The organism is Nocardioides pinisoli (genome assembly GCF_024199985.1).
Classification (GTDB): Bacteria; Actinomycetota; Actinomycetes; order Propionibacteriales; family Nocardioidaceae; genus Nocardioides; species Nocardioides pinisoli.
Genome location: NZ_JANARS010000003.1, coordinates 351434 through 373834, shown reverse-complemented (window position 1 = coordinate 373834; position 22401 = coordinate 351434). Strand labels below are relative to the sequence as shown.

The 22401-nt window shown below is 72.6% G+C and carries 20 protein-coding genes; 9 read left to right on the top strand and 11 right to left on the bottom strand.

The features are described from left to right. Positions 1-35 precede the first annotated feature (35 nt). From NCI01_RS08875 to NCI01_RS08865, 3 genes are all read right to left on the bottom strand, one after another. Entirely contained in the window at positions 36-833 is a 798-nt protein-coding gene (locus tag NCI01_RS08875) for a hypothetical protein (protein ID WP_254181115.1), read from the bottom strand. A 168-nt stretch (positions 834-1001) separates the two neighbouring features. Continuing rightward, a complete protein-coding gene (locus NCI01_RS08870; RefSeq protein ID WP_254181114.1) occupies positions 1002-3020 on the bottom strand; it encodes a calcium-binding protein in 2019 nt (672 codons plus the stop codon). After that, complete coding sequence (locus NCI01_RS08865) at positions 3017-3550, bottom strand: hypothetical protein (protein WP_254181113.1); 534 nt, start codon at positions 3548-3550, stop codon at positions 3017-3019. Before NCI01_RS08865 ends, NCI01_RS08870 begins: the two co-directional genes overlap by 4 nt. 252 nt (positions 3551-3802) lie before the next feature. On the opposite strand from NCI01_RS08865, the gene NCI01_RS08860 reads away from it, so the two are divergent. Continuing rightward, positions 3803-5176, top strand: coding sequence for a TolB-like translocation protein (locus NCI01_RS08860; protein WP_254181112.1), 1374 nt, complete (start codon positions 3803-3805; stop codon positions 5174-5176). Between the two features lie 84 nt (positions 5177-5260). Here the strand turns inward: NCI01_RS08860 and NCI01_RS08855 are convergent, their stop codons facing one another. Together NCI01_RS08855 and NCI01_RS08850 are read right to left on the bottom strand one after the other, a co-directional pair. Beyond that, the gene (locus tag NCI01_RS08855; RefSeq protein WP_254181111.1) at positions 5261-5923 is read right to left on the bottom strand and encodes a response regulator; all 663 of its coding nucleotides are present in this window, start codon (positions 5921-5923) and stop codon (positions 5261-5263) included. Further along, the gene (locus tag NCI01_RS08850) at positions 5920-7938 is read right to left on the bottom strand and encodes a sensor histidine kinase (RefSeq protein ID WP_254181110.1); all 2019 of its coding nucleotides are present in this window, start codon (positions 7936-7938) and stop codon (positions 5920-5922) included. Before NCI01_RS08850 ends, NCI01_RS08855 begins: the two co-directional genes overlap by 4 nt. Positions 7939-8091: 153 nt before the next feature. Here NCI01_RS08850 and NCI01_RS08845 point away from each other — a divergent pair, with 153 nt between their 5' ends. From NCI01_RS08845 to NCI01_RS08830, 5 genes are all read left to right on the top strand, one after another. Continuing rightward, positions 8092-8814 carry a hypothetical protein gene (locus NCI01_RS08845; protein ID WP_254181109.1) on the top strand — a complete coding sequence of 241 codons (723 nt, stop codon included), beginning with the start codon at positions 8092-8094 and terminating at the stop codon, positions 8812-8814. Between the two features lie 34 nt (positions 8815-8848). After that, positions 8849-9649, top strand: coding sequence for an alpha/beta fold hydrolase (locus NCI01_RS22940; RefSeq protein ID WP_372495126.1), 801 nt, complete (start codon positions 8849-8851; stop codon positions 9647-9649). After that, positions 9642-9779 carry an alpha/beta fold hydrolase gene (locus NCI01_RS22935; RefSeq protein ID WP_372495124.1) on the top strand — a complete coding sequence of 46 codons (138 nt, stop codon included), beginning with the start codon at positions 9642-9644 and terminating at the stop codon, positions 9777-9779. Before NCI01_RS22940 ends, NCI01_RS22935 begins: the two co-directional genes overlap by 8 nt. A gap of 290 nt (positions 9780-10069) precedes the next feature. Next, positions 10070-11119 carry an aldose epimerase family protein gene (locus tag NCI01_RS08835; RefSeq protein ID WP_254181107.1) on the top strand — a complete coding sequence of 350 codons (1050 nt, stop codon included), beginning with the start codon at positions 10070-10072 and terminating at the stop codon, positions 11117-11119. Positions 11120-11188: 69 nt separating this feature from the next. After that, positions 11189-12184: an aldo/keto reductase gene (locus NCI01_RS08830; RefSeq protein WP_254181106.1), complete on the top strand. Its 996-nt coding sequence runs from the start codon at positions 11189-11191 to the stop codon at positions 12182-12184. 5 nt (positions 12185-12189) lie between these two features. On the opposite strand, the gene NCI01_RS08825 is transcribed toward NCI01_RS08830, so the two are convergent. Then, complete coding sequence (locus NCI01_RS08825) at positions 12190-13455, bottom strand: D-arabinono-1,4-lactone oxidase (RefSeq protein WP_254181105.1); 1266 nt, start codon at positions 13453-13455, stop codon at positions 12190-12192. Positions 13456-13702: 247 nt separating this feature from the next. On the opposite strand from NCI01_RS08825, the gene NCI01_RS08820 reads away from it, so the two are divergent. Beyond that, complete coding sequence (locus tag NCI01_RS08820; RefSeq protein ID WP_254181104.1) at positions 13703-14725, top strand: NADPH:quinone reductase; 1023 nt, start codon at positions 13703-13705, stop codon at positions 14723-14725. A gap of 20 nt (positions 14726-14745) precedes the next feature. On the opposite strand, the gene NCI01_RS22675 is transcribed toward NCI01_RS08820, so the two are convergent. From NCI01_RS22675 to NCI01_RS08805, 3 genes are read right to left on the bottom strand one after another with little or no spacing between them, the layout of a single operon-like run. After that, positions 14746-15903 (bottom strand): YibE/F family protein, encoded by a 1158-nt coding sequence (locus tag NCI01_RS22675; protein ID WP_254181103.1) that lies wholly within the window; start codon positions 15901-15903, stop codon positions 14746-14748. A gap of 10 nt (positions 15904-15913) precedes the next feature. Further along, entirely contained in the window at positions 15914-16612 is a 699-nt protein-coding gene (locus NCI01_RS08810) for an exonuclease domain-containing protein (RefSeq protein WP_254181102.1), read from the bottom strand. Beyond that, complete coding sequence (locus NCI01_RS08805; protein ID WP_254181101.1) at positions 16609-18477, bottom strand: putative nucleotidyltransferase substrate binding domain-containing protein; 1869 nt, start codon at positions 18475-18477, stop codon at positions 16609-16611. Before NCI01_RS08805 ends, NCI01_RS08810 begins: the two co-directional genes overlap by 4 nt. A gap of 239 nt (positions 18478-18716) precedes the next feature. Between NCI01_RS08805 and NCI01_RS08800 the strand changes: the two genes are divergently transcribed. Both NCI01_RS08800 and NCI01_RS08795 read left to right on the top strand, forming a co-directional pair. Then, positions 18717-20861 (top strand): carbon starvation CstA family protein, encoded by a 2145-nt coding sequence (locus NCI01_RS08800; protein ID WP_254181100.1) that lies wholly within the window; start codon positions 18717-18719, stop codon positions 20859-20861. Next, entirely contained in the window at positions 20858-21046 is a 189-nt protein-coding gene (locus tag NCI01_RS08795) for a CstA-like transporter-associated (seleno)protein (protein ID WP_254181099.1), read from the top strand. Before NCI01_RS08800 ends, NCI01_RS08795 begins: the two co-directional genes overlap by 4 nt. A gap of 9 nt (positions 21047-21055) precedes the next feature. Here NCI01_RS08795 and ppk2 read toward each other — a convergent pair whose 3' ends face one another. Further along, positions 21056-21862: a polyphosphate kinase 2 gene (gene ppk2 / locus NCI01_RS08790; RefSeq protein ID WP_254181098.1), complete on the bottom strand. Its 807-nt coding sequence runs from the start codon at positions 21860-21862 to the stop codon at positions 21056-21058. Between the two features lie 42 nt (positions 21863-21904). Further along, positions 21905-22348 carry an SRPBCC family protein gene (locus tag NCI01_RS08785; RefSeq protein WP_254181097.1) on the bottom strand — a complete coding sequence of 148 codons (444 nt, stop codon included), beginning with the start codon at positions 22346-22348 and terminating at the stop codon, positions 21905-21907. Positions 22349-22401 lie beyond the last annotated feature (53 nt).

The following is a 22401-nucleotide window of genomic DNA, read 5'->3' as shown; positions in this document are numbered from 1 at the left end:
TGGCGGATTGTAGGTGTGGTGGACACTGCTCGACGTCAGTTCCGGGCGGTTCGGCCTCGTCCGACGACCGACGCACCGGCGGCGAGGACGCCGCACGCCAGGACCGTCAGGGACCATGCGGTGCTCTCGCCGAGAGCGAGCCCGGCGGTGCCGAGCCACGCCATCGCGACGGCGAAGCCGGTGGCCAGCACCCGGACGGCGGGGACCAGGCCGGCGAGCAGGGCGTACGCCGCGAGGACGACCGAGATCCACGCCATGTCGAAGAAGTGCGGGTTCTGGGAGTGGTAGCCGGTGGTCGCCGCGTTCTGCAGGGCGATCTGGTCCACGGCGTACGGCAGCAGCACCGCGCTGGCCGCGAGCGCGACCGGCACCAGCAACGGGTCGACCTGTACGCCGACGCGCAGCCGCGGACGCAGCGGCAGGGCCGCCCAGACGAACGATCCCGTGACCACGATGAGGCCCACGAGGAGAGGTGCGCCCCCTCCGGGGGCAGCCACGGCGCAGCCCGCGCCGGCAGCGACGAGGACGAGGTGGGCCCAGCCGGCGGCGGTGCCGGGCCGCCGGCCCTGCCATCCCGCGCGGAGCAGGGCGAGGAGCGGCACCAGCCAGAGGGCGAAGAGGATCTCGCCCTGCCCGGTCAGCTGGTGGAAGCGGTGGTCGGTGTCGATGCCGGTCACCAGCATCCGGGTGATGTTGATGGTGAACACGACAGGGACGGCGCAGGCCAGCAGCCCCGCGAGGGCCAGGAGCGATCGCCGACCGCGGCCGACGGGGCGCGGGGTGGATCCGGTGGTGGAGTGGACGGGGGACGGGGTGGTGGTGTGGGTGGTCATGACAGGAACGCTGTCGTTCCCGGTGTCCCGGAGGCATCGGCGAGATGTCCCGGCGCTGTCCCGACGACCTCGTGTCGGACGTCGCCGGTCGGTCGCCACGAACGGCTGTGCCCGCCGACCAGGTGGTCGACGGGCACAGCTTGGGTGTCGCCGCGGTACCGCGAGGGTTCAGCTCGGCTGCAGCGGTGTGGTCGACAGCGACCACGACCAGCTGGCCAGTCCGTCCGTCGTGTTCGTCGGCACGTAGCTGTTGTCGCCGGAGATCTCGAGGCCCGGCTCGACGATCAGCTCGTCGTCCACCTCCGCGGCGTTGGTGTTCATCGGGTGGTAGGGAACGGTCTCCGGTTGACGACCGGGGCACGAGACCGTCACCGGCACGGTCGTCCCCGCGACGCGGTGGACCTCATGGGCGTACGACGTCGTGTCCCACACGGTTAGCCCGGCCCGTCCCGGGATCGTGGCCCGGCCGGTGTAGCTGCAGCCGCGGGAGTCGGTGCCGCCGACGCTCCACACGATGGTCGTCTCCGCTGCCCAGTAGTAGTCCGCCACGACCGTCTCCAGGGTGTACGACGTGGACCAGGTCTCCTTGACGCCGCCGTGGCTCAGCGTGCCCGCGGCCCGGCCGAACCAGCGCGCGCGGGGGTTGCCCTTGCAGTTGCGCTTGACCTCGACGTCGTCACCGCATGTGTCCGGGTCGTCGGGGCTGAGCCCGTCGGTGCCCAGCGGGCCGCCGTTGCAGGTGTCGTGCCCGGCGCCACCCAGACAGGTGTCCTTCCCGTCGCCGCCGAGCAGCTGGTCGTCGCCCTCACCCCCGAGGAGACCGTCGTCGTCGCCGCCGCCGGTGAGGACGTCGTTGCCTGCCCCACCGTCGATGCTGTCGTTGCCTGCACCGCCGTCGACGTCGGTGTCGTCACCATGGTTGAGCGTGATGGTGTCGTTGCCCTCGGATCCCTCGACGTGGTCCGCGAACGCGCTGCCCTCGAGCGTGTCGTTGTCCGGGCCGCCGACCATCAAGGACCCCATGCCGGTGACCAGGACCTTGTCGTCTCCCTCCTCGCCGAGGATGCCGACGCCCTCGGCGATGGAGCGCACGACGTCGTTCCCGCTGCCGGCTTCGATGATCCCTGCGAGTGCCGGCCCGTAGTCCACGGTGTCGTCACCGGGGCCGGCCCGGATCGTGTGCTTCTCGCCGCCGTTGACGACGATGCGGTCGCCACCGTCCCCACCGTTGACCTCGTCGGTGCCCTCACCGGCATGGATGGTGTCCACGCCCGCGTCACCGTCGATGGTGTCGTTGTGCCTGCTCCCGGTGAGGGTGTCGTCGTCGTCGCCGCCGGTCATCAGCATGCCCGGAGCCCGGGCGACCATCACGTCGGCGCCGCCCTCGCCGTACAGGCCGGATCCGATGGCCGCCGAGCTCATCGTGTCCACCCCCGGTCCGCCACGGGCGAAACCGTTGGTGCCGGTGCCGAGGTCGATCGTGTCGTCGCCCTCGCCGCCGTCGACGAAGTCGGTGCCGGCGTTCATGAAGATGATGTCGTTGCCCGCGCCACCGAGGATCGGCTGCTCGGGACTCCCGTCGTCGGTGTTGGACCCGCGGATCGTGTCGATGCCGGGTCCGCCGACGACCAGCTCGGTGGGCTTGAGCAGCACGATGCGGTCGTTGCCCCACATCCCGTCGATCATCGCGCCGGGCTTCTCGGCACGGATCCTGTCGTTGCCCTCCTCGCCGAGCAGCCCGACGTCCTTGGCCTGGGCGAGCAGGATGTCGTCTCCCTTGCCGGCCGCGAGGGAGGCGCCCGCGGACTCGGCGGTCATCGTGTCGGTGCCGCCGTCGCCCCAGGCCTGGTCCTCCTGCCCGCCGCCGGTCCGGATGGTGTCGTCTCCGGCTCCACCCGTGACCCCGTCGGACCCGGGTCCACCGTCGATCGTGTCCTTGCCGGCGCCGCCACAGATGAGGTCCTGGCCGCCACCGCCGTCGATCGTGTCCTTGCCACCGGCGCCCCAGATGACGTCGGGGCCGTCGCCTCCGATGAGGACGTCGCGGGCGGGAGTGCCGACGAGAGTCGCGCGCTCGCCCATGCAGCGCGGTCCGGCCGCCTCGGCAGGCAGGATGCCGAGCGGCATGGACGACAGCAGGCCCCCCGCGAGGACGGCGGCCGCGCCGGACCTTGTCCGCGTGCTCACGACGCCGGGGCGAGCTGGACGGTGTACGCGCCGGGGCGCGTGATCACGGTGAACCAGACGTCGCCCGCGGTGCCGTCGAGCTGCTCGCCGAGGCCCTCGTCCTTGCGGGTCACCTCGTACGACGACGGCAGCGCCGCGACGACGGCGTCCAGCACCTCGGAGCCCGACGCATCGGTGGCCCAGTCGACGACCTGGAGGCCGTTGCCCGTGGCAGAGGTCTGGCAGAGCGTCCCGTCGACGGCGTCGCTCGGCCAGTCAGCCGGCAGCAGCGTGGCCGCGCCGAGGTCTGGCTCCCCGAACGCGGCGGGGAAGGCTTCCAGGCACTCGGCCGGGACGCCGGAGTCGAGCTGGGCGCCGGCGAGGTCGTCGGAGTCGGCGGAGCCGGGCTCGCCGGCGGACTCGGCGACGGGGTCGCTCCCGCTGGTCTCCGCTGCCTCGGAGTCCGAGCAGGAGGTGAGAAGGGTGGAGGAGAAGACGGCGGTGCCGAGCAGCAGGGTGGCACGGATTCGGACGGACGGACGACGGTTCACGATGGTTCCTCTGACTCTGGATGGCCGCGACTGTCGCGGCGCCGGCTGAGCCTGCGACGCCTGATGTCCCGAGCGACAGGGACAGGTGTCACTCCTCGGTTCCGTGATCGCCTCGGGACATGCCGACCACCTCAGGTGGGCGTGTCCGAGCCGAGGACGGGACAACGGCCCCTGTCAACCGGGACAACCGCGCAGCCACGATGCCGGTGCGACATCCCGTCGCCCACGACATCACCGACGTCCGGAGGATCCATGACCACCCGCCCACCCGCCTTCCTGGCGCTGGCCGCCGCGACCCTGACCGCCACTCTGGCGGTCGTAGCGGCTCCTGCAAGCCCTGCTCACGCGCAAGCGGCCATCCCGGCCAGCGCGACGAGCCTGCCTGGAAGCATCGTCCTGCTGAAGGACCACAACGTCTGGCTCGTCCGACCGGACGGCACCGGCCTCGTGCAGGTGACCAAGGACGGCACCTTCGCCTCGCAGTACTACTCGCCCAGCATGGCCGACGACGGCACCATCGCTGTCGGCAAGGGCCAGGAGATCGTCCGGCTCAAGCAGGACGGCACTGTCCTGAACACGATGGACCCGCCGCCGCTGACCAACTCCGTGGGCCAGCCGCAGGACGGCGTGCCCGTCAGCGTCGCCATCTCGCCCGACGGCACGAGGATCGCGTGGTCCACCACGAGCTCCACCTGTCCCGTCGCCGCTGAGTGTGGGACCCGGACGGTCACCGGTGTGACGTCGGCGTCGGTGTTGACTCCGCCGACGACGACGTCCTACTTCGGTGACCCGAGCTGGGTGACCAACACTCGGCTGATGGTGCACGGCGGCTACGGGAGCCAGATGATGCTCCAGGACCTCGGAGGCAGCCCGCAGCACTGGTTCGACGACCGTGACGTCTTCTCGTCCGACACCGACCTCGGCGACGGCTGGGTCTCGCGGGACGGTCGCGTGCTGGTGGCCACGCGAGGGTACGGGTCCTCCGCGAGGATCCTCACCTACAGCGCCGAGAGCGACCCACGGTCCGGCAACCCCGCCGCCCTGGCGTCACCGAGTCCGGTCTGTGCCACCAACGAGGACGCGAAGCTCTCGGACCCGACCACCGCCCCCGATGGTTCGGCCTTCGCCACGGCTGAGGTCGAGGGAGTCTCTGTCATGAGGATCGGGGCCGCGTGTGAGGCGAACGAGGCGTGGGTGCTCGTCCGGGGCGCCACGGAGCCGTTCTGGTCACCGGCTGCCATCAGTCCGGACGCCGGCGCTGGACCGGCCCCCGCCCAGCCCCCGGCTCCGGCGCCGGCTCCGACCCCGGCTCCCGCTCCCGCTCCTGCTCCTGCTCCGGCTCCGGCTCCGGCTCCGTCGTTCACCATGCTGGCCAAGCCGGCCGTCGTGGGAAAGGTGGTGGTGGGCCGGACGGTGCGCGCAAGCCTCGGGCGTTGGTCGCCCTCGCCCAGCGCCACCAAGGTGGTGTGGCTGCGCAACGGCAAGCCGATCCGATCCGCCGGCAAGACCTCCTACCGCGTGACCCGCGCGGACCGAGGCAAGCGGCTGTCGGTGCGGGTGACGGTGCGGGGCCCGGACCTGCCCGCCAGGACCGCGTCGTCCGCGCCTCGGCGGGTTCGGCGTTGAGGTGAGCAGACCTGCCACCAGGCAGGGTGAGGCGCCCGTTCCCCGGTGGTGGGGGACGGGCGCCTCTTGCTTCGTGGTGCTGGGTCAGTCCGCACCCATGCCGGCGTCCCTCGCGCGGGCGACCGCCTCCGCGCGATGGGCGACGCCGAGCTTGCCGAAGATCGTCGACACGGTGTTGCGCACCGTCTTCTCGCTGAGGAACAGCTTGCGGGCGATCGCTCCGTTGGTGAGTCCGCGGGCCACCAGGTCCAGCACCTCGAGCTCGCGGTCGGTGAGCTCGGGGAACGGCACGACCCGGCCGCCGCCCCGGTCGGCACCACGGTTGAAGAGCCCGAGGACCTTCGCCCCGACCGCCGGACCGAGGACCACGTCGCCGGCCGCCACGCCCTCGATCGCCCGGGCGATCTCGGCTCGTGCGGCACCCTTGACGATGTAGCCGCGGGCGCCCGCGCGGAGGGCCGACACGACGGACTCGTCGTTCTCCAGCATCGTCAGCACCAGGACGCTCGTCTGCGGCCGGTCGGCGAGGATCTGGCGCGTCGCCTCGATGCCACTGGTCCCAGGCATGTGGAGGTCCATCACCACGACGTCGGGACGCAGCTCCAGGGCGGTGGCCACCGCTTCCGCACCGTCCGCGGCCTCCTCCACCCGGCCCACGCCTGCCATGCCGCGCACGACCTCCACCAGGCCCTCGCGGAAAAGTGGGTGGTCGTCGACGACGAGCACCGACAACGGGGTGGTGGTCACGGGATCTCCAGGGGTAGTCGGGCTGACAGAACGGTCCCGGCACCGGGCCGGGTGTGGATCGCACAGGTGCCACCGACCTCGGCGGCGCGGTGGTGGACCGACTCGAGGCCGACGCCCGCCCGGGCGTGCGCCGGCATCCCGCTCCCGTCGTCGGAGACGGTCAGCGCCAGCTCGTGGTCGATCACCTCGAGCACCACGTCCACCCGCGTCGGCTGGGCGTGCCGCACGGCGTTGGTGACTGCTTCGGAGACGATCCGGTAGGCAGCGACGTCGACGGCCGCCGGGAGCGTCCGCAGCAGCTCGTCCGGCACGCGTACGTCGAGGCACAGCTCGACGCTGTCGCCGAACTGGTCGAGCTGTTCACGGAGCGCGCCGGCCAGACCGAGCCCGTCGAGGGAGGGTGGTCGCAGGTCGTCGACGATGCGTCGCACTCCCGCCACGCTCGCGCGCAGGCGTTCCGCGGCCACGTCCAGGGCCACGATGGCCGCCTCGGGGTCACGTGCGACGAGGTCGCGCGTCGACTCCAGCTTCATCGCGGTGGCGGCCAGGGTGGGGCCGAGGTCGTCGTGGAGGTCGCGACGCAGCCTCCGCCTCTCCTCCTCGCGGGACAGCACCAGCCGTTCGCGCGACAGGACGAGGTCCTCCGAGAGCGCCGCGGCGTGGGCGGCGAGTGCCGCCTGTCGGGCCAACCGCTCAAGCACCGCGAACTCTCGTACCCCGAGTCCGGACTCGCCGGCGCGCGGGGCGACGCGCATCGTCCCGACCTCGCGGCCCTGGTAGTGCAACGGGACGTCGACCGCGAGCCCGGTCGGCGTCCCGGCGGCCCCGCGGGCGCCGCGTGCCGTCTCCACCTCCGCCCACGGCACCCGCAGCGTGCGGACGACGCCCTGGGCGACGGCCGGGAGCACGTCGGCGGGGTGGGTGGCGGCGTCGAGGCGGTCGGCGAGCCTGGCCATCGCGGCCTCGGGGTCGTCCCGGTCGCCGTACAGGAGACGGTTCACCCCCACCTGCAGCCGGTCGCGCAACGGCGCGGTCGCCACGGCCGCCACCACCACGGCCGCGATGCGGAGGTCGGGGCCCACCGCGTCGGTGAGGGACCCGGCCAGCCAGACGAGGGCGGCGTACACCATCACCACGGCAAGCGTCAGGCCTCCGTAGACGAGCGAGCGGTCGAGCACGAGGTCCAGCTGCCACAGGCCCCGGCGCAGGATGGCGACGGCAAGCGCGAGCGGGACCGCGAGCATCGCCACCGCGATCAGGCCCGGCCCCGTGCCCGGCGTGACGAGCGCGATCCCGAGGAGCCCCGCGAGCACGCCGGCTGCGAGGACGAGCCACGAGAGCTGGTCGCGTTCGTGGGACCGGGGCTCCGCGCGTCGCCACCGCACCACCACGGACGCGACTCCGGCGACCGCGCAGATCAGGAAGAGCGGCAGCGCCACGGTCAGCAGGACCCCGGCGCCGGGGACGGCGAGCACCGGCTCGGCGTCGGCGAAGGCAGGGGGCGGGGCGAAGTCCTGCTCCTCGTACGGCGTCAGCGCCCATCCAGCCGTCGCCAGGACGACCACGGCCCACGACAGCACGACGAGGGGCCGCCACCTCGGCGACGGAGGGCGGCCGGTGGGAAAGAGGAGCAGGACGAGCGTCACGGGCAGCAGGTAGCCGGGCGCCCAGGTCCACCCGGCCACCCAGTAGGCCATCTCGGCCAGCGTGCTGTGACCACGCCCCAGGGCCCACCACGCGAGCGCGTCGCAGGCGGACGAGAGGGCGCTGCTCAACCCCGCCGCGAGCATCAGCCAGCCGATCGACAGCTGCGGTCGCCGGCCGGCCACGAGACCTCCCAGCACGCCGAAGCCGAGCCCGCTCGCGACTCCGCGGACCACGTCGACGCCGGTCGGGGCGCCGTCCACGACGACGGCGGCCGTCACGGACCACCCGAGGAGCAGCAGCGTGAGCCCGGTCAGGGCCGCCGCGAGCCTGCGAGCCGAGGCACCCAGGAGGCGGAGCGATCGGGACATGGGGTGATCATCGCTGGTCAGGAGTCCCGTTGGGGCGGGTTCGATGTCCCGTCCGAAGTCGGGACAGCCACCCGGTGACGACGGGACGTCCGCGGGGCGAGAGTTCTGGACGTCAGCACCACCACACCTTCGAACACCGCAGAGGACCTCGTCATGACCCAGCAGATCACCATGGGAGCCGGCCTCACGGCTCCCCAGGGCACCTTCGCCGCCGGCGAGGGCGCACACGCTTCCGCTTCCACCGCCCGCGCCGGCCGACCGTCGGCCCCGCGTCGGCTCCTCGGCGCGACGGCCGTCACGGCGCCGGTGCTCTTCACCGCGTACGTCGCCACCGACCCGGCTCCGCTCCCTCGCGAGCCCGCCGCCGACTTCCTCGGCGCGATCGCGGCCCACCCGACCGCGTTCGTCGTGTCCACCTCCTTGCAGTTCGCTGCCGCAGCCGCCGGCGTCGCCCTCGCGGCGTACGTCATCGTCACGTTCGCCCGTTCGGCGCCGCGACTGGCGCCGGTCGTCGGCGTCCTGCTCGCACTGGGCTACCTGGGCGTCGCGTCCTTCGTCGGCGCCAAGCTGGTCGCCGCCGACCTCATCCTCGACGGCGCTCCCCGTGCCGGTTCCCTCGAGGTGTGGTCGGCCGTCCACACGGGGCCGTTCTTCGACATCGTCTCGTGGCCGCTCGCGATGGCCATCCCCGGGAACCTGTTGCTCGCCGCCCTGCTGTGGCGTCACCGGTCGATCGTCGGTGCTTGGCCGGCCGCGGTCGTGGTGGCCGGGTTCGTGATGGGGTCGGGCGAGTTCCCGGACGCCGTCACGATCCTGGGCTGGGCGATCTTGGTCCCGGCCGTGTTCCACGTCGTACGGCGCACGCTGCGCGACTGACCACGTCTCGACGCGCAACGGCGCGGGAGCCCTGATGCGGTCCCGCGCCGTTGGCGGAAGTCGTCGAGGTCGTGGTTGCCCATACAGTCCACGCTGCACGCCAACTCATGGCCCAGCGTTCTTCAGAGGAGACCAGCAAGTGACAGAGACGCTCGTACGAAGCGGCGGGGCGACCTTGGCCGGAGAGGTGCGGGGCGACGGCCCGGCGTTGGTCTTCCTGCATGCGGGCGTGGCCGACCGGCGCATGTGGGACGGAGTGGTCGAGACCGTCACCGACACCCACACCACCGTGGCCTATGACCGGAGAGGATTCGGCGGGACGCCACCCCACGAGGAGACGTACTCTCAGACGGACGACCTCCTCGCGGTCCTGGACGCCGCGGGCGTCACGCAAGCGACGTTGGTGGGCTGCTCGCAAGGCGGCAAGGTCGCCCTCGACTTCGCCCTGGCACACCCCGACCGCGTCGCCGCGGTGGTGCTGATCGCCCCGGCCCGTGGGCGGCGCGCCAGCCGTCGACGCGTTCCCTCCGCACGTCGAAGCGCTGCTCGAGGACCTGGAGGCGGCCGAGGAGTCGGAAGACATGGACCGACTCAACCTCCTCGAGGCGCGCGTGTGGCTCGACGGCGTCCTCGGCGAGGAGGGGCGCGTGCGGGGCGACCTCCGCGACCTCTTCCTGGACATGAACGGTGTGGCCCTGCGAGCACCGCAGGTCGGCGAGGAGACCCAACCCCCGTCTGCGTGGCCACGACTGAGCGAGATCGCGGTTCCCACGCTGCTCGTCTGGGGCGACCTCGACTTCCCGCACGCGCAGGAACGTTGTCAGACGATGAGTGAGCTCATCCCCGACGCCCGGGGTCGGGTCATGCATGGGACCGCGCACCTGCCGAGCTTCGAGGACCCCGAGTCGTTCAGCACCCTCCTGACGGAGTTCCTGACGGAGGTCGTGCAGACCGACCGGCCGTGATCAGTCCGCGAGCGGCTCGGTTCGCTCAAGTTCCAGTTCGGACATCGCTACCCACTCGACACTCGCGCCGTCATGCTCCGCCCGCTCAGCCCACAACCCGACGACCACCTCCGCCGTCGAAGTAGGAATCACTACCGGCGAGGACCACGAACGGCGCGGCAGCCAATCTCGACGAGCTCCGGGACCTCGGCCCTTCCGACGACAAGGTCATCGCCCGCCTGGGGCGGGGTGCAGCACGTCTCCCGGACGCCGCCCGACCGCATAGGTCCGCAATGCCGGAGGATGGTCGCGTGACCCAGGACTCGACCCGTGACCAGCACTTCGGCCAGATGCCCGACGGGCGCGACGTACGCCTCCTGACGATCGGTTCCGAGCCGGGACCGGTCGTCGAGGTGCTCACGCTGGGCGCGACGGTGCACCGGCTGGTCGTCGCGGGCGGCGACGGGGAGCGGCGCAACGTCGTACTGGGGCATCCCGACGTCGAGGAGCGGCTTGCCAGCGGTGACTACGTCGGCGGCACCATCGGTCGCTACGCCAACCGGATCGCGGCGGGCCGGTTCACCCTGGACGGGCGCGAGGTGGAGGTGCGCACCCACGACCGGGGCAACAGCCTGCACGGCGGCCCGGACGGGTTCGACGTACGCCTGTGGGACGTCGAGTCGCACGCGCCGGACGAGGTCGTGCTGTCGCTGGCGAGTCCGGACGGCGACCAGGGTTTCCCGGGGGCGGTGACCGCGCGCGTGACCTACCGCGTCGACGGCGGGACCGTCCGCGTCACGATGGAGGCGACCACCGACGCCGCCACGGTCGTCAACCTGACCAACCACGCCTACTTCAACCTCGACGGCGAGGGCTCGGGCACCATCGACGAGCACGAGCTCCTCGTCGAGGCCGACGAGTTCACGCCCGTCGACGCGACCGGGATCCCGACCGGCGGTCACAGCCCCGTCGAGGGCACGCCCTTCGACCTCCGCGGGCCGACCGCCATCGGACCTGCCATCCGCACCGAGTACCCGCAGGTCGTCGACGCTCGCGGGATCGACCACAACTACGTCGTGCGCGGGAGCGGCCTCCGTCGCGCCGCACGACTCGCGTCGGCGAGCACCGGCACCGCCGTCGAGGTGTGGACCGACCAGCCGGGCCTGCAGGTCTACACCGGCAACTTCCTCGACGGCACCCGGCGCTCGACCAGCGGCGGTCGCTACCGCCAGGGCGACGGCGTCGCGCTCGAGCCGCAGCTCTTCCCCGACTCGCCCAACCGGCCCGAGTGGCCGTCGGCGGTGCTGCGTCCGGGGAAGACCTACGCCGCTCACCTCGAGTGGCGCTTCGCGACGACCTGACCGGTCAGCTCGACCGGGCGGTCGAGGCCGTGGTGGTCGCGGCTGGTGCCCGTGCCTAGGCTCGACGACATGGAGACGCGACCCTTCCCCCGGACCCCCTTCACCGCCTCGGTCGTCGGCCTGGGCACGTGGCAGCTCGGCGCCGACTGGGGCGAGGTGAGCGAGACCGACGCCCGCGCGGTCCTGGAGGCGTCCGCCGAGGCGGGCGTGACCTTCTACGACACCGCCGACGTCTACGGCGATGGCCGCAGCGAGCAGATCGTGGGCCGCTTCGTCGCGGCCCACCCGGACGCCGACTTCACGGTCGCCACCAAGATGGGCCGGCGGATGGACCAGGTGCCGGGCAACTACGTCGAGCCCCACTTCCGCTCCTGGCTCGACCGGTCGCGCACGAACCTCGGGGTCGACACGATCGACCTCGTGCAGCTGCACTGCCCGCCCAGCGAGGTCATCGACGACGACGCGACCTACGACGTGCTGGACCGGCTCGTCGACGAGGGCGTGATCGCGTCGTACGGCGTGAGCGTCGAGACGTGTGCCCAGGCGCTGAGCGCGATCGCGCGGCCCCATGTCGCGAGCGTGCAGATCATCCTCAACGCCTTCCGGATGAAGCCGCTCGACGAGGTGCTGCCGGCCGCGGCCGCGGCCGGTGTCGGGATCATCGCCCGGGTGCCGCTGGCCTCGGGCCTGCTGTCGGGCAAGTACGACCTCGACACCACGTTCGCCGAGGACGACCACCGGAGCTACAACCGTGACGGCAGCGCGTTCGACGTCGGGGAGACCTTCTCCGGTGTCGACTACGAGACCGGTGTCTCGGCCGCCAAGGAGTTCTCGTCCCTCGTCGAGTCGTCGCTCCCTGCCGGGGTCACGCCCGCGCAGGCTGCGATCGCCTGGGTCGTCCAGCAGCCCGGCGTCACGACGGTCATCCCGGGGGCGCGGAACGTCTCGCAGGCCGAGTCCAACGCCGCTGCCGGTCTCGTCGGTGAGCTGCCGGCGTCGTTCCTCGACGGCGTGCGCGACCTCTACGACCGGCGGGTCCGGGAGCAGGTCCACGGGCGCTGGTGAGCGGCCTACCGGCCGTCGGCCACGCCGAGCACCCGATCCACCATGGGGTTGCGGAAGACATCGGCCGGGTCCACCCGCTCGGCCAGCGCGCGGAAGTCGCCCAGGCGTGGGTGGTGGGCGGGCTCGATGCGGTCGTAGACCTTGCCCCAGTGCGGCCGGGCGGCGTGGGGCGCGAGGGCGTCCTCGACGCGCCGGACCATGGCCAGCACGGCCTCCGGCTCGCGCTTCCAGGTGAAGTGCAGGGCGACGGTCTCGCGGCCCTCGGCGGGTGAGAGCCACAGGTCGTCGGCGCGGATGGCGCGGATCTCGCTGACGATGAGCAGCGCGGCCAGCTCCCCGCCGGTCGCGGCCGCCAGGTCCGTGACGGCGCGCAGGGCAGCCGCAGCCTCGGTGGCCGGGACGAACCACTCCGACTGGATCTCCTCGCCGAAGCTGGGCTGTCGGTCGCCGCGGAAGTGGGGCAGCCGCTCCGACCACGGCCCGGGGGTGCCGCGCGCCGTGATGTGGTCACCCCCGCCGAGGGTGAGCGACGCGGTGGCAGCCGGAACGGCCTCCGTCCCGCCGGTCCAGTCGGCCGGTCCGCGGTCGTCGGGGAGGCGGGTCTTCGCCAGCACCTCGGTGGGATCGGTGTCGTTCCACCGGCCGAAGACGCTGACGCTGTAGGCCGAGCCCAGCACCTCGTCGATCCGCTCGACCACCTCGCTCCAGCGCAGGTGGGCGTAGAGGTCCTGGCGCACGTCGTAGGTCGGCTCGACGTCGAGGTCGAGCGACACGATCGCGCCGAGGGCGCCCAGCGCGACGACGGAGCCGTCGAAGTCCGGCTCGCCGCGGGAGACCGTGCGCAGCTCGCCGTCCGCGCCGATCAGCTCGAGGCGGCTGACGCCCGCGCCGAGGATGCGGTTGCCCGCGCCCGAGCCGTGCGTGCCGGTCGACGTGGCACCGGCCACCGAGATGTGGGGGAGCGAGCCCAGGTTAGCCAGTGCGTAGCCGCGGGCCTGCAGGTGGGCTGCGACGTCGTTGTACGGCGTACCCCCCGCGACCCGGACCGTCCCGCGCCCGAGGACCGGGTCAGTCGCGAGGCCGGTGAGGTCGAGCAGCGTCCCGTCGGTGTCGCACAGGGCGTTGAAGGAGTGGCGCGTGCCGAGCAGTCGGACCTTGCGGGACGAGCTGATGACCTCCTGGGCCTCCTCGACCGAGGACGCGCGGACGTAGCGCCCTGCGGTGTAGGTGTGGTTGCCCGCCCAGTTGGTGCCGGGCTGCGGTGCGGGCACGAGGACTCCTCGCCGGTAGGTGGCATGGCATCGCCAGCGCTCACCTGCCTGCCTGCACAACCCGTGACCGCTGTGGGCGTCGACGCTAACACCGGCAGGGTGCGGCGCTCGCCACCTCGCGCTCGGGGCGGCCGCCCTGCCCTCCGGCCGGCTCCCCGACGACCTGGCCGGGCAGCCGCGGCGCGGGGCATAGTCGGCGGCGTGCGTGCGTTGACGCACACCAGACGTCCCCGACGAAGGAGAAGCGATGCGTGCGGTGGTCTACACCCAGACAGGCGACAGCTCGGTCCTCGAGGTGGTCGAGCGCGAGCCGGCCGACCCGGGCCGGGGTGAGGTCCGCGTGCGGATCGTCCGGGCCGGGGTCAACCCGACCGACTGGAAGTTCCGCGCCGGCGGCATGGGCGAGCTCGCCTTCCCCGAGGTCGTGCCCGGTCAGGACGGCGCCGGCGTCGTCGACGCCGTCGGTCCCGGCGTCGAGGGCCTCGCGGTGGGCGACCGGGTCTGGACGATGCTGGCGCAGCACCAGCGCCCCGGCGGCACCGCCCAGGAGCTGGTCGTGCTGCCCGTCGAGCACCTGACCGCGCTGCCCGAGGGGGCGTCGTACGACGTGGGCGCCTCGCTCGGCGTCCCGGCGATCACCGCCCACCGCGCCCTGACCACCTCCGAGGGCGGCCCCGACCGGCTCGCCCCGGGCGCGCTGGCCGGACGGACGGTGCTCGTGGCCGGCGGGGCCGGAGCGGTCGGCAACGCCGCCATCCAGCTCGCACGCTGGGCGGGGGCGACTGTCATCGCCACCGTCAGCAGCGACGACAAGGCACGCCTCGCGACCGCCGCCGGTGCCCACCACACGGTGAACTACCGCGAGGGCGACACCGTCGACGCCGTCCGCGGCCTGGCCCCGGACGGCGTGGACATCGTCGTCGAGGTGGCGCCCGCGCAGAACCTCCGCGACGACGTGCGGCTCGTCAAGCCGCGCGGGACCGTCGCGATCTACGCCAACAACGGCGGCGACGAGGTGACCCTCAGCATCCGTGAGACCTTCTCGACCAACGCCCGCTTCCAGTGGGTGCTGCTCTACACGGTCGGGCAGGCTGCGCTACGCGCGGCGGCCGACGACGTCGCGGCCGCGGTCGCCGACGGCGCGTTCGGGGTCGGCGAGGACCACGGGCTCCCGCTGCACCACTTCCCGCTCGAGCAGGCGGCCGAGGCCCACGCGGCCGTCGAGGCCGGCGCGGTCGGCAAGGTGCTGCTCGACGTCAGCGACGCCTGACGACCGAGGCGCCCGCGGCGTCAGCGCTGGACCGGCTCCCGGTTGCGCAGCGCCCACGCCGTGAGCGCCGTGGTGACCGGCACGGCCGCGACCAGGCCGATGGTGGCCACGGCGCTGCGCACGATCTCCTGGGCCACGACCTGGCTGGGCACCACGGCGGTGAGCGAGCCGTTGTCGGCCACCATCAGGACGAGCAGCGGCAGCGACGCCCCGGCGTAGGCCAGCACGATGGTGTTGACGACCGACGCCACGTGCGCGCGACCGACACGGCTGCCGGCGCGGAAGAGCCCGCGGAACCCCGACGACGGGTCGGCCCGGGAGATCTCGGCGACCGTCGCCGCCTGGCTCACCGTGACGTCGTCGAGCACGCCGAGGGAGCCGATGACGATGCCGGCGAGCAGCAGGCCCCGCACGTCGATGCCCTGCGAGGTGCCGACCGAAGCGGACAGGTCGTCGGTGACGCCGGTCAGGTGGAGTGCTCCGACGGCCACGGCCGCGAGCACCCCCGTCAGCGCCAGGCTGGTCAGCGTGCCGAGGACCGCCATGGTCGTGGTGAGGGCGAAGCCGTGCGTCAGGTAGAGCACCACCAGCACCACGGCGGAGGACCCGACGACGGCCACCAGCAGCGGCGGGCTGCCCGCCAGGATGGCCGGGATCACGAAGACCGCGAGGATCCCGAACGTCGCCGCCAGTCCCGCCAGCGCGGCGACCCCGCGCCACCGGCCGAAGGCGACCAGCGCCAAGACGAAGGCGAGCGCGAGGAGCCACAGCCCGGTCTCGCGCTGGTGGTCGACGACGGCGTACGACGCCCCGTCCGGGGTCTCGCTGCGGATCAGCACCACGTCCTGGCCGACCTCGACGTCGGGCGCGCCGAGCCCGCCGGGCAGCGGTGCCGTCACCTCGTCACCGTCGTCGAGGGCGACCTCCACCTGCCCGCACCGCTCGACGTCCTCGGGCGTGCCGTCGGGGCACGGCTCGGGCAGCACCTCGGTGACCTGGCCCGTCAGCTCGGGAGCGGCACCCTCGCCGCGCTCGACCGCCGACGACGGCGGCCACAGCCACGCCAGCGCGACCACGGTGAGCAGCGCGAGCGGGGCCACGACGAGCAGGGCGGCGGTCCGGTGCAGCCGGGACCCGTCCGCGGGCGCGCGACGGTGATGGTGGTGGTGGGAGCCCACGCCTCTCCTGTCATCCGGACCGCTTGGGCGACAAGTCTCGCAGCAGCACCTCGCGGCCCAGCCGGACCTCCAGCTCCGCGACCTGGGCGAGCAGCAGCTCTGCGGCGGCGATCGCGTCGGTCAGGGCGTGGTGGGCGGCGTAGCGGGGGAGCCCGTAGGTCTGGCGGGCCGCGTCCAGCCGCAGCGATCCCCACACCTCGCCGTGCACGTCGGCCCGCAGGCGGTGCTCGACGGCCAGGGTGTCGACGACGGTGAGCGGCGGGCGGGCGCCGTACGACGTCATGGCCGCGGCACCGACGAGCCCGACCTCGACCGGGGCGTGGTGCGCGAGCAGGACCCGGCCGTGCAGCGCCCCGAGCAGCAGCGGCAGCACGTCGGGCAGGGCCTCCGCGCCGGAGAGCGCGTCGTCGGTCAGGTGGTGCAGCGTCGCCGAGGAGCCGACGTCCACGCCGGCGGGCGGGCGGACCCGGTGCTCCTCGGCCTCGGCCAGCAGCACCCGTCCGCGCACGACCGGCACCCAGCCGAGCGCCAGGACGTGGTCGGTGCGCGGGTCGAGCCCGGTCGCCTCGAGGTCGAGCGCGAGGAGCTCGACCTGCGACACCGGCGTCGACCCGGGCGGCGGGGGAGCCGCCGCGAGGTCCCGCAGCGGGCCCGGCGGGTAGTGGTCGGGACGACGGGAGCGACGCAGGACGGGGAGCCGCGCCCTCACTCGAACCCCGGCGGCAGGTGGCTGGACAGGCGCTGCTGCGCCGAGCGCACGATCTCGAAGGCGTCGCGCAGGTGGCGGCGCTGCCGCTGGGTGAGGTCGGCCGGACGGAGGAAGTTGTCGGGGGTGCGGCCCGACCGCGCCTGCGCCGCCTGGTGGTGCAGGCGCAGGTAGGACATCAGCTCGAGCGCGTCGGTGAGCTCGGTCGCGGTGTCCTGGTCGATCGTCCCGGCGGCCGCCGCAGCGGCGAGCCGGCGCCGCGTCGAGAGCGCCGGCGAGCCGGAGCGCAGGGCGTAGATGCGGGCCAGCTGGACCACCGCCGAGATCGGCCGCTTGATGTCGAAGGTGTCGCGGTGCTCGCCGTGGCGCTCCACCACGAAGCCGCGGAAGAAGCCGAGCGGCGGCCGCATCGCGAGCGCCTGCCGGGACAGGTGGCCGAGCAGGCGCGGGGAGGCCGTCGAGACCGACGCCAGGTGCACCTGCTCGGTGAGCCCGGGGTCGCCGGCGAGGTGGCGCATGTCGTGGAAGACCGCCGTGTGCAGGACCGCGTCGGGCTGCGGCTCGCGCGACCAGTCGGCGAGCAGCCGGCGCCACTGCGGCACGGTCAGGCGCCACTGCGGATTGGTGGCCATCATGTCCCCCGGGCAGCGCGGCCAGCCACACTGCTCGAGCACCGCGGTGACCCGCTCGGCCAGCGCGGCGAACCACGCGGCACCGTCTTCGCCGGGCTCCGCGCCCAGCACGATCGCGTGGTCCTGGTCGGCGGTGAACCCCTCCTCGTCCCGCGCGACCGACCCGAGCACGACCCAGCTGTAGGGCACCGGCGGCGGCCCCAGCCCCTCACCGGCCAGCTCGGCCTCGACCAGCGCCACCACGCGGCGTCGTACGGCGTCGCCCAGCGCGGTCGCCACCCGGGAGATGTCCGCGGCGCTGACGTCGCGCTCGACGAGCTGCCCGAGGACGGCGTGGATGCCCGGCGCCTCCGCCACGACGCCGGTGAGCGTTGGCTGGCCGCCGATCTCCGCGGCGAGGTAGACGGGGTTGGCGTTCTCCAGCCGCACCAGGTCGGTGGTGGTCACCAGGCCGACCGGTCGCCCGGTCTCGTCGACGACCGGGAGGTGGTGGATGTCGCGGCTCACCATCTCCAGCAGCGCCTCGAAGGCGAGCGCGTCGTCGGGCAGGGTCACGGGATCGGGCGTCATCACCGGCCGCACCGGGCTGTCGGGCGGGAGGCCAGCGGCGAGCACGCGGTTGCGCAGGTCGCGGTCGGTCACGATGCCGAGGAGGGCGAGGTGCTCGACGACGAGGATGCAGGAGACGCCGGCCTCCGACATGGCGGCCGCGGCGTCGCGCACCGTCGCCGTGGGGGTGGTCGTCACCGGCTCGCGGGTGAGGAGGTCGCGCACCCGGGTGCCGAGCGCGGTGCTGCCGGACGTCGCCCGCTGCAGGTTGCCGATCGCCCGGGACAGCCGCGCGTGGTGCGTGGCGGCGTAGAAGGTCGCGACGTCAGGATGCGCGCGCGTGAGCTCCTCGAAGGCGGCGGGCTCGAGCACCAGCAGCAGGGTGTCCTCGACCGCGGTGCAGCGGTAGCGCGTGGGCCGGTGCTCCAGGAGCGAGCTCATCCCGAAGGCCTCGCCGGTGCCGACCCGGTCGACCAGCTCACCGGTCTCGTCGCGCACCTCCACCGCGCCCGAGCGGACGACGTAGAGCCCGTCGCCGCGCTCGCCCACCTCGAGCACCACGCTGCCGCGCCGGGCGTAGCGGATGGTGCAACGCCGGGGCAGCTCCGCCAGCTCCGCGGCGGGCAGCCGGTCGAACGGCGCGTGGTCGGCCAGGAAGTCCCGGACCTCGGCGAGCTCGACCTCCATGGGGCCATGGTGGCACTGATGCGGGCCGGTCGGGCGTTGCCGGACGATGGTCCGGCAGGATGCGCCCGCCGCCGCGCCGCTACCCCTGGGGACCTTGCGGTGAGGCCGGTGACGGGGGTACCCATCAGGTGAAGGCCCGCGGCCCGCCGGGGCGCGCCTGAGGACCGAGGAGCCGCTCCATGTCCACCCAGTCGACGTCCACGCCTCCATCACCGGCATCGCCGGGCGGTCAGCGACGCATGAGTGCGAAGTCCATCGCGATCTGGGGGACGGTCGCCGTCGTCGGCGCCGTCTGCTGGACCGTCCTCGCGCTCTCCCGCGGCGAGGACGTGTCGGCGCTGTGGATCCTCTTCGCGGCGCTGTCCTCCTACGCCATCGCCTACCGCTTCTACGCCCGCTTCATCGCCAACCGGGTGCTGGGGGTCGACGACACCCGGGCCACGCCGGCCGAGCGGCACGACAACGGACGTGACTTCGACGTCACCCACCGCCACGTGCTGTTTGGCCACCACTTCGCCGCCATCGCCGGGGCCGGTCCGCTCGTCGGTCCGGTGCTCGCTGCCCAGATGGGCTACCTGCCCGGCACCATCTGGATCATCGTCGGTGTCATCTTCGCCGGCGCCGTGCAGGACATGGTGGTCCTCTTCTTCTCGATGCGCCGCGACGGCAAGAGCCTCGGACAGATGGTGCGCGAGGAGATCGGCGTCGTGGGTGGCGTCGCCGCGCTGATCGCGGTCTTCGCGATCATGATCATCATCCTCGCGGTGCTCGCGCTGGTGGTCGTCAACGCCCTGGCCGAGTCGCCGTGGGGCGTCTTCTCGATCGGCCTGACGATCCCGATCGCCCTGTTCATGGGCTACTACCTGCGGGTGCTGCGCCCCGGCCGCGTCTCGGAGGTCACCGCCATCGGCGTCGCCCTGCTGATGCTCGCGATCATCGGCGGCGGCTACGTGGAGCAGATGGGCCTGGAGGAGGCGCTGACCCTCTCGAAGGAGCAGCTGACCCTCGGTCTCGTCCTCTACGGCTTCATCGCCTCGATCCTGCCGGTCTGGATGCTCCTCACCCCGCGCGACTACCTCTCCACGTTCATGAAGATCGGCGTGATCGTCCTGCTGGCCGTGGGGCTGGTGCTCGCCGCGCCCGTCCTGCAGCAGGAGGCCGTGACCGACTTCGCACGCGAGGGCACCGGCCCCGTGTTCGCCGGCAAGCTGTTCCCGTTCGTCTTCATCACCATCGCCTGCGGTGCGCTGTCGGGCTTCCACGCCCTCATCTCCTCGGGCACGACCCCCAAGATGGTGGCCAAGGAGAGCCAGGTCCGGATGATCGGCTACGGCGGCATGCTGATGGAGTCGTTCGTCGCCATCAGCGCCCTCATCGCCGCCTGCGTGATCGACCCGGGCCTCTACTTCGCGATGAACAGCCCGGCCGGCGCGACCGGGGCCGACCCGGCCACCGCGGCCGAGTTCGTGGCAGGGCTCGGCTTCACCATCACGCCCGACCAGCTCACCGCGGCTGCCGCGGCGGTGGAGGAGCAGACGCTCATCTCCCGCACGGGTGGCGCACCGACGCTCGCCCTCGGCATGTCCCAGATCTTCACCGAGGCGTTCGGCGGCGGGCTCGCCGCCTTCTGGTACCACTTCGCGATCATGTTCGAGGCGCTCTTCATCCTCACCGCCGTCGACGCCGGCACCCGGGTCGGTCGCTTCATGCTCCAGGACACCGTCGGCAACATGTGGCCCAAGTACGCCGACCTCTCCTGGAAGCCGGCCTCCTGGTCGGCCAGCGCCGTCGTGGTCGGGCTCTGGGGTTACATGCTCTACGTCGGCGTGACCGACCCCCTCGGCGGCATCAACCAGCTCTTCCCGCTCTTCGGCATCGCCAACCAGCTGTTGGCGGCGATCGCGCTGACGCTCTGCGTCACGCTGCTGATCAAGCACGGCAAGGTGAAGTGGGCGTGGGTGCCGGGGATCGGCCTGGCCTGGGACCTCGTCACCACCATGACGGCGAGCTACCAGAAGGTCTTCTCCGACAACCCCGCCATCGGCTACTTCACGCAGCGCGAGCGCTACGCCGACGCGCTGGACGCCGGCGAGCTGCTGGCCCCCGCGACCGACGTCGACCAGATGGAGCAGATCGTCCTCAACTCCACCGTCAACGGCACCCTGCAGGCGCTCTTCGCGCTGCTGGTGCTCGTGGTGGTCGTCAACGCCTTCGTCATCTGGATCCGCGCGCTCCGTGCCGGCGGCCTGCCGACCACCGAGGTGCCGTGGCACGAGTCCCACCTGGTCCAGCCGTCCGACTTCCTCGCCACCCCCGAGGAGAAGGAGGCCGTGCGTCGGTGGGAGGCAGAAGGACGTGGGACCGAGGTGGGGAGCCACCGATGACCGAGGTCCTGGAGATCGCCCGCACGCTGCGCCGCCGGGTCCGCGAGCTCACCGGGGAGGCCAAGTGGGACGACTACCTCGCGGAGTGCTCCGCCGTCGGTGAGCCGCCGATGTCGCGTCGCGACTTCGAGCGACGGCGCGACGACGAGCGCGAGCACCTGCCGGGCAGCGGACGCTGCTGCTGACGCCAGCGGTCAGAACAGCTGCGGCACGAACGTCTGCTCGTGCATGGGCGGACGCACGTAGGGGATGTCGCGGATCTCCGGCAGCTCGACCGGGGGCGGCGCCACGTCCTCGTAGTCGAACTGCGAGAGCAGGTGGCTGATGCAGTTGAGCCGTGCGGCGCGCTTGTCGTCGGACGGGACGACGTACCAGGGCGCCTGCTTGATGTCGGTGTACTGGAAGGTGGTGTCCTTCGCCATCGAGTAGCGGACGTAGAGCTCGCGCTCGGCGAGGTCCATCTCCGACAGCTTCCACCGCTTGAGGGGCTCGGCGTTGCGGGCCTCGAAGCGACGCAGCTGCTCCTCGGCGCTCACCGAGAACCAGTACTTCAGCACCACGGTCCCCGAGCGCACCAGCATCCGCTCGAACTCCGGGCAGCTGCGCAGGAACTCCTGGTGCTCGTCCTCGGTGCAGAAGCCCATCACCCACTCGACGTTGGAGCGGTTGTACCAGCTGCGGTCGAACAGGACCATCTCGCCGGCGGACGGCAGGTGCTCGACGTAGCGCTGGAAGTACCACTGGCTGCGCTCGCGCTCGGTCGGCTTGGGCAGAGCCGCGATCCGCACGGTGCGCGGGCTGGTGCGCTCGGTGATCCGCTTGATCACCCCGCCCTTGCCGGCCGAGCCGCGACCCTCGAAGATCACCAGGACCTTCAGGCCCTGCGACTGGATCCAGTACTGCAGGAGCACCAGCTGCTCCTGCAGCCGCTCCATCTCGGCGTCGTAGACCGACCCCCGCAGGCGCCCTGCGGCGTTGTAGCGCTCGTCGCCTCCGGTCATGGTGCCTCCGCTCGTGTAGGAGCGAGAGTACGACGTGGGGCGTCAGGCGGCGAGACGGTTGAGGACGGTGGTCATGTCGTCCTCGGTGTCGCTGCCGATCTTCTCGAAGACGATCTTCATCACCGGATCGGCGATCTTGGCGGCACCCTTGAGCTCGATGACGGCCTCGTAGGTGATGCGGCTGCCCGGGCCGTCGGGGCTCGGCACGACGGTGATCGTGTCGACCGACCGCGCGGTGTCGTTGTGGCCGACCAGGACGATCGTGTCGTCGGTCAGCTGCTGGAGCGTGTAGGTCAGCTCGGTCGACACCCCGGCGATCTTCGAGACGTTGTGCCACGTGGAGCCCACCTGCACGGGGCCGGTGTCCTGGCGCGTGCACGACTCGGTGCCGGGGTCCCACTCCTCGGCGTTGCCGAAGTCCTTGAGGTAGTCGAGGACGACGGCGGGCTGCGGGTGGACGTCGAACGTGCGGCTCACGGTGGTCATGCCACGACAGTAGGCAGCCGCCCGCAGCCACAGACCGCCCGAAGGGGTGCCGG

What these genes read in the sequence shown, in the direction of transcription:
- NCI01_RS08875 (WP_254181115.1), bottom strand. Translation starts at nt 833, where the DNA reads ATGACCACCCACACCACCACCCCGTCCCCCGTCCACTCCACCACCGGA.
- NCI01_RS08860 (WP_254181112.1), top strand. Translation starts at nt 3,803, where the DNA reads ATGACCACCCGCCCACCCGCCTTCCTGGCGCTGGCCGCCGCGACCCTG.
- NCI01_RS08850 (WP_254181110.1), bottom strand. Translation starts at nt 7,938, where the DNA reads ATGTCCCGATCGCTCCGCCTCCTGGGTGCCTCGGCTCGCAGGCTCGCG.
- NCI01_RS08845 (WP_254181109.1), top strand. Translation starts at nt 8,092, where the DNA reads ATGACCCAGCAGATCACCATGGGAGCCGGCCTCACGGCTCCCCAGGGC.
- NCI01_RS22940 (WP_372495126.1), top strand. Translation starts at nt 8,849, where the DNA reads ATGCGGTCCCGCGCCGTTGGCGGAAGTCGTCGAGGTCGTGGTTGCCCA.
- NCI01_RS22935 (WP_372495124.1), top strand. Translation starts at nt 9,642, where the DNA reads ATGAGTGAGCTCATCCCCGACGCCCGGGGTCGGGTCATGCATGGGACC.
- NCI01_RS08830 (WP_254181106.1), top strand. Translation starts at nt 11,189, where the DNA reads ATGGAGACGCGACCCTTCCCCCGGACCCCCTTCACCGCCTCGGTCGTC.
- NCI01_RS08820 (WP_254181104.1), top strand. Translation starts at nt 13,703, where the DNA reads ATGCGTGCGGTGGTCTACACCCAGACAGGCGACAGCTCGGTCCTCGAG.
- NCI01_RS08805 (WP_254181101.1), bottom strand. Translation starts at nt 18,477, where the DNA reads ATGGAGGTCGAGCTCGCCGAGGTCCGGGACTTCCTGGCCGACCACGCG.
- NCI01_RS08800 (WP_254181100.1), top strand. Translation starts at nt 18,717, where the DNA reads ATGAGTGCGAAGTCCATCGCGATCTGGGGGACGGTCGCCGTCGTCGGC.
- NCI01_RS08795 (WP_254181099.1), top strand. Translation starts at nt 20,858, where the DNA reads ATGACCGAGGTCCTGGAGATCGCCCGCACGCTGCGCCGCCGGGTCCGC.
- ppk2 (WP_254181098.1), bottom strand. Translation starts at nt 21,862, where the DNA reads ATGACCGGAGGCGACGAGCGCTACAACGCCGCAGGGCGCCTGCGGGGG.
- NCI01_RS08785 (WP_254181097.1), bottom strand. Translation starts at nt 22,348, where the DNA reads ATGACCACCGTGAGCCGCACGTTCGACGTCCACCCGCAGCCCGCCGTC.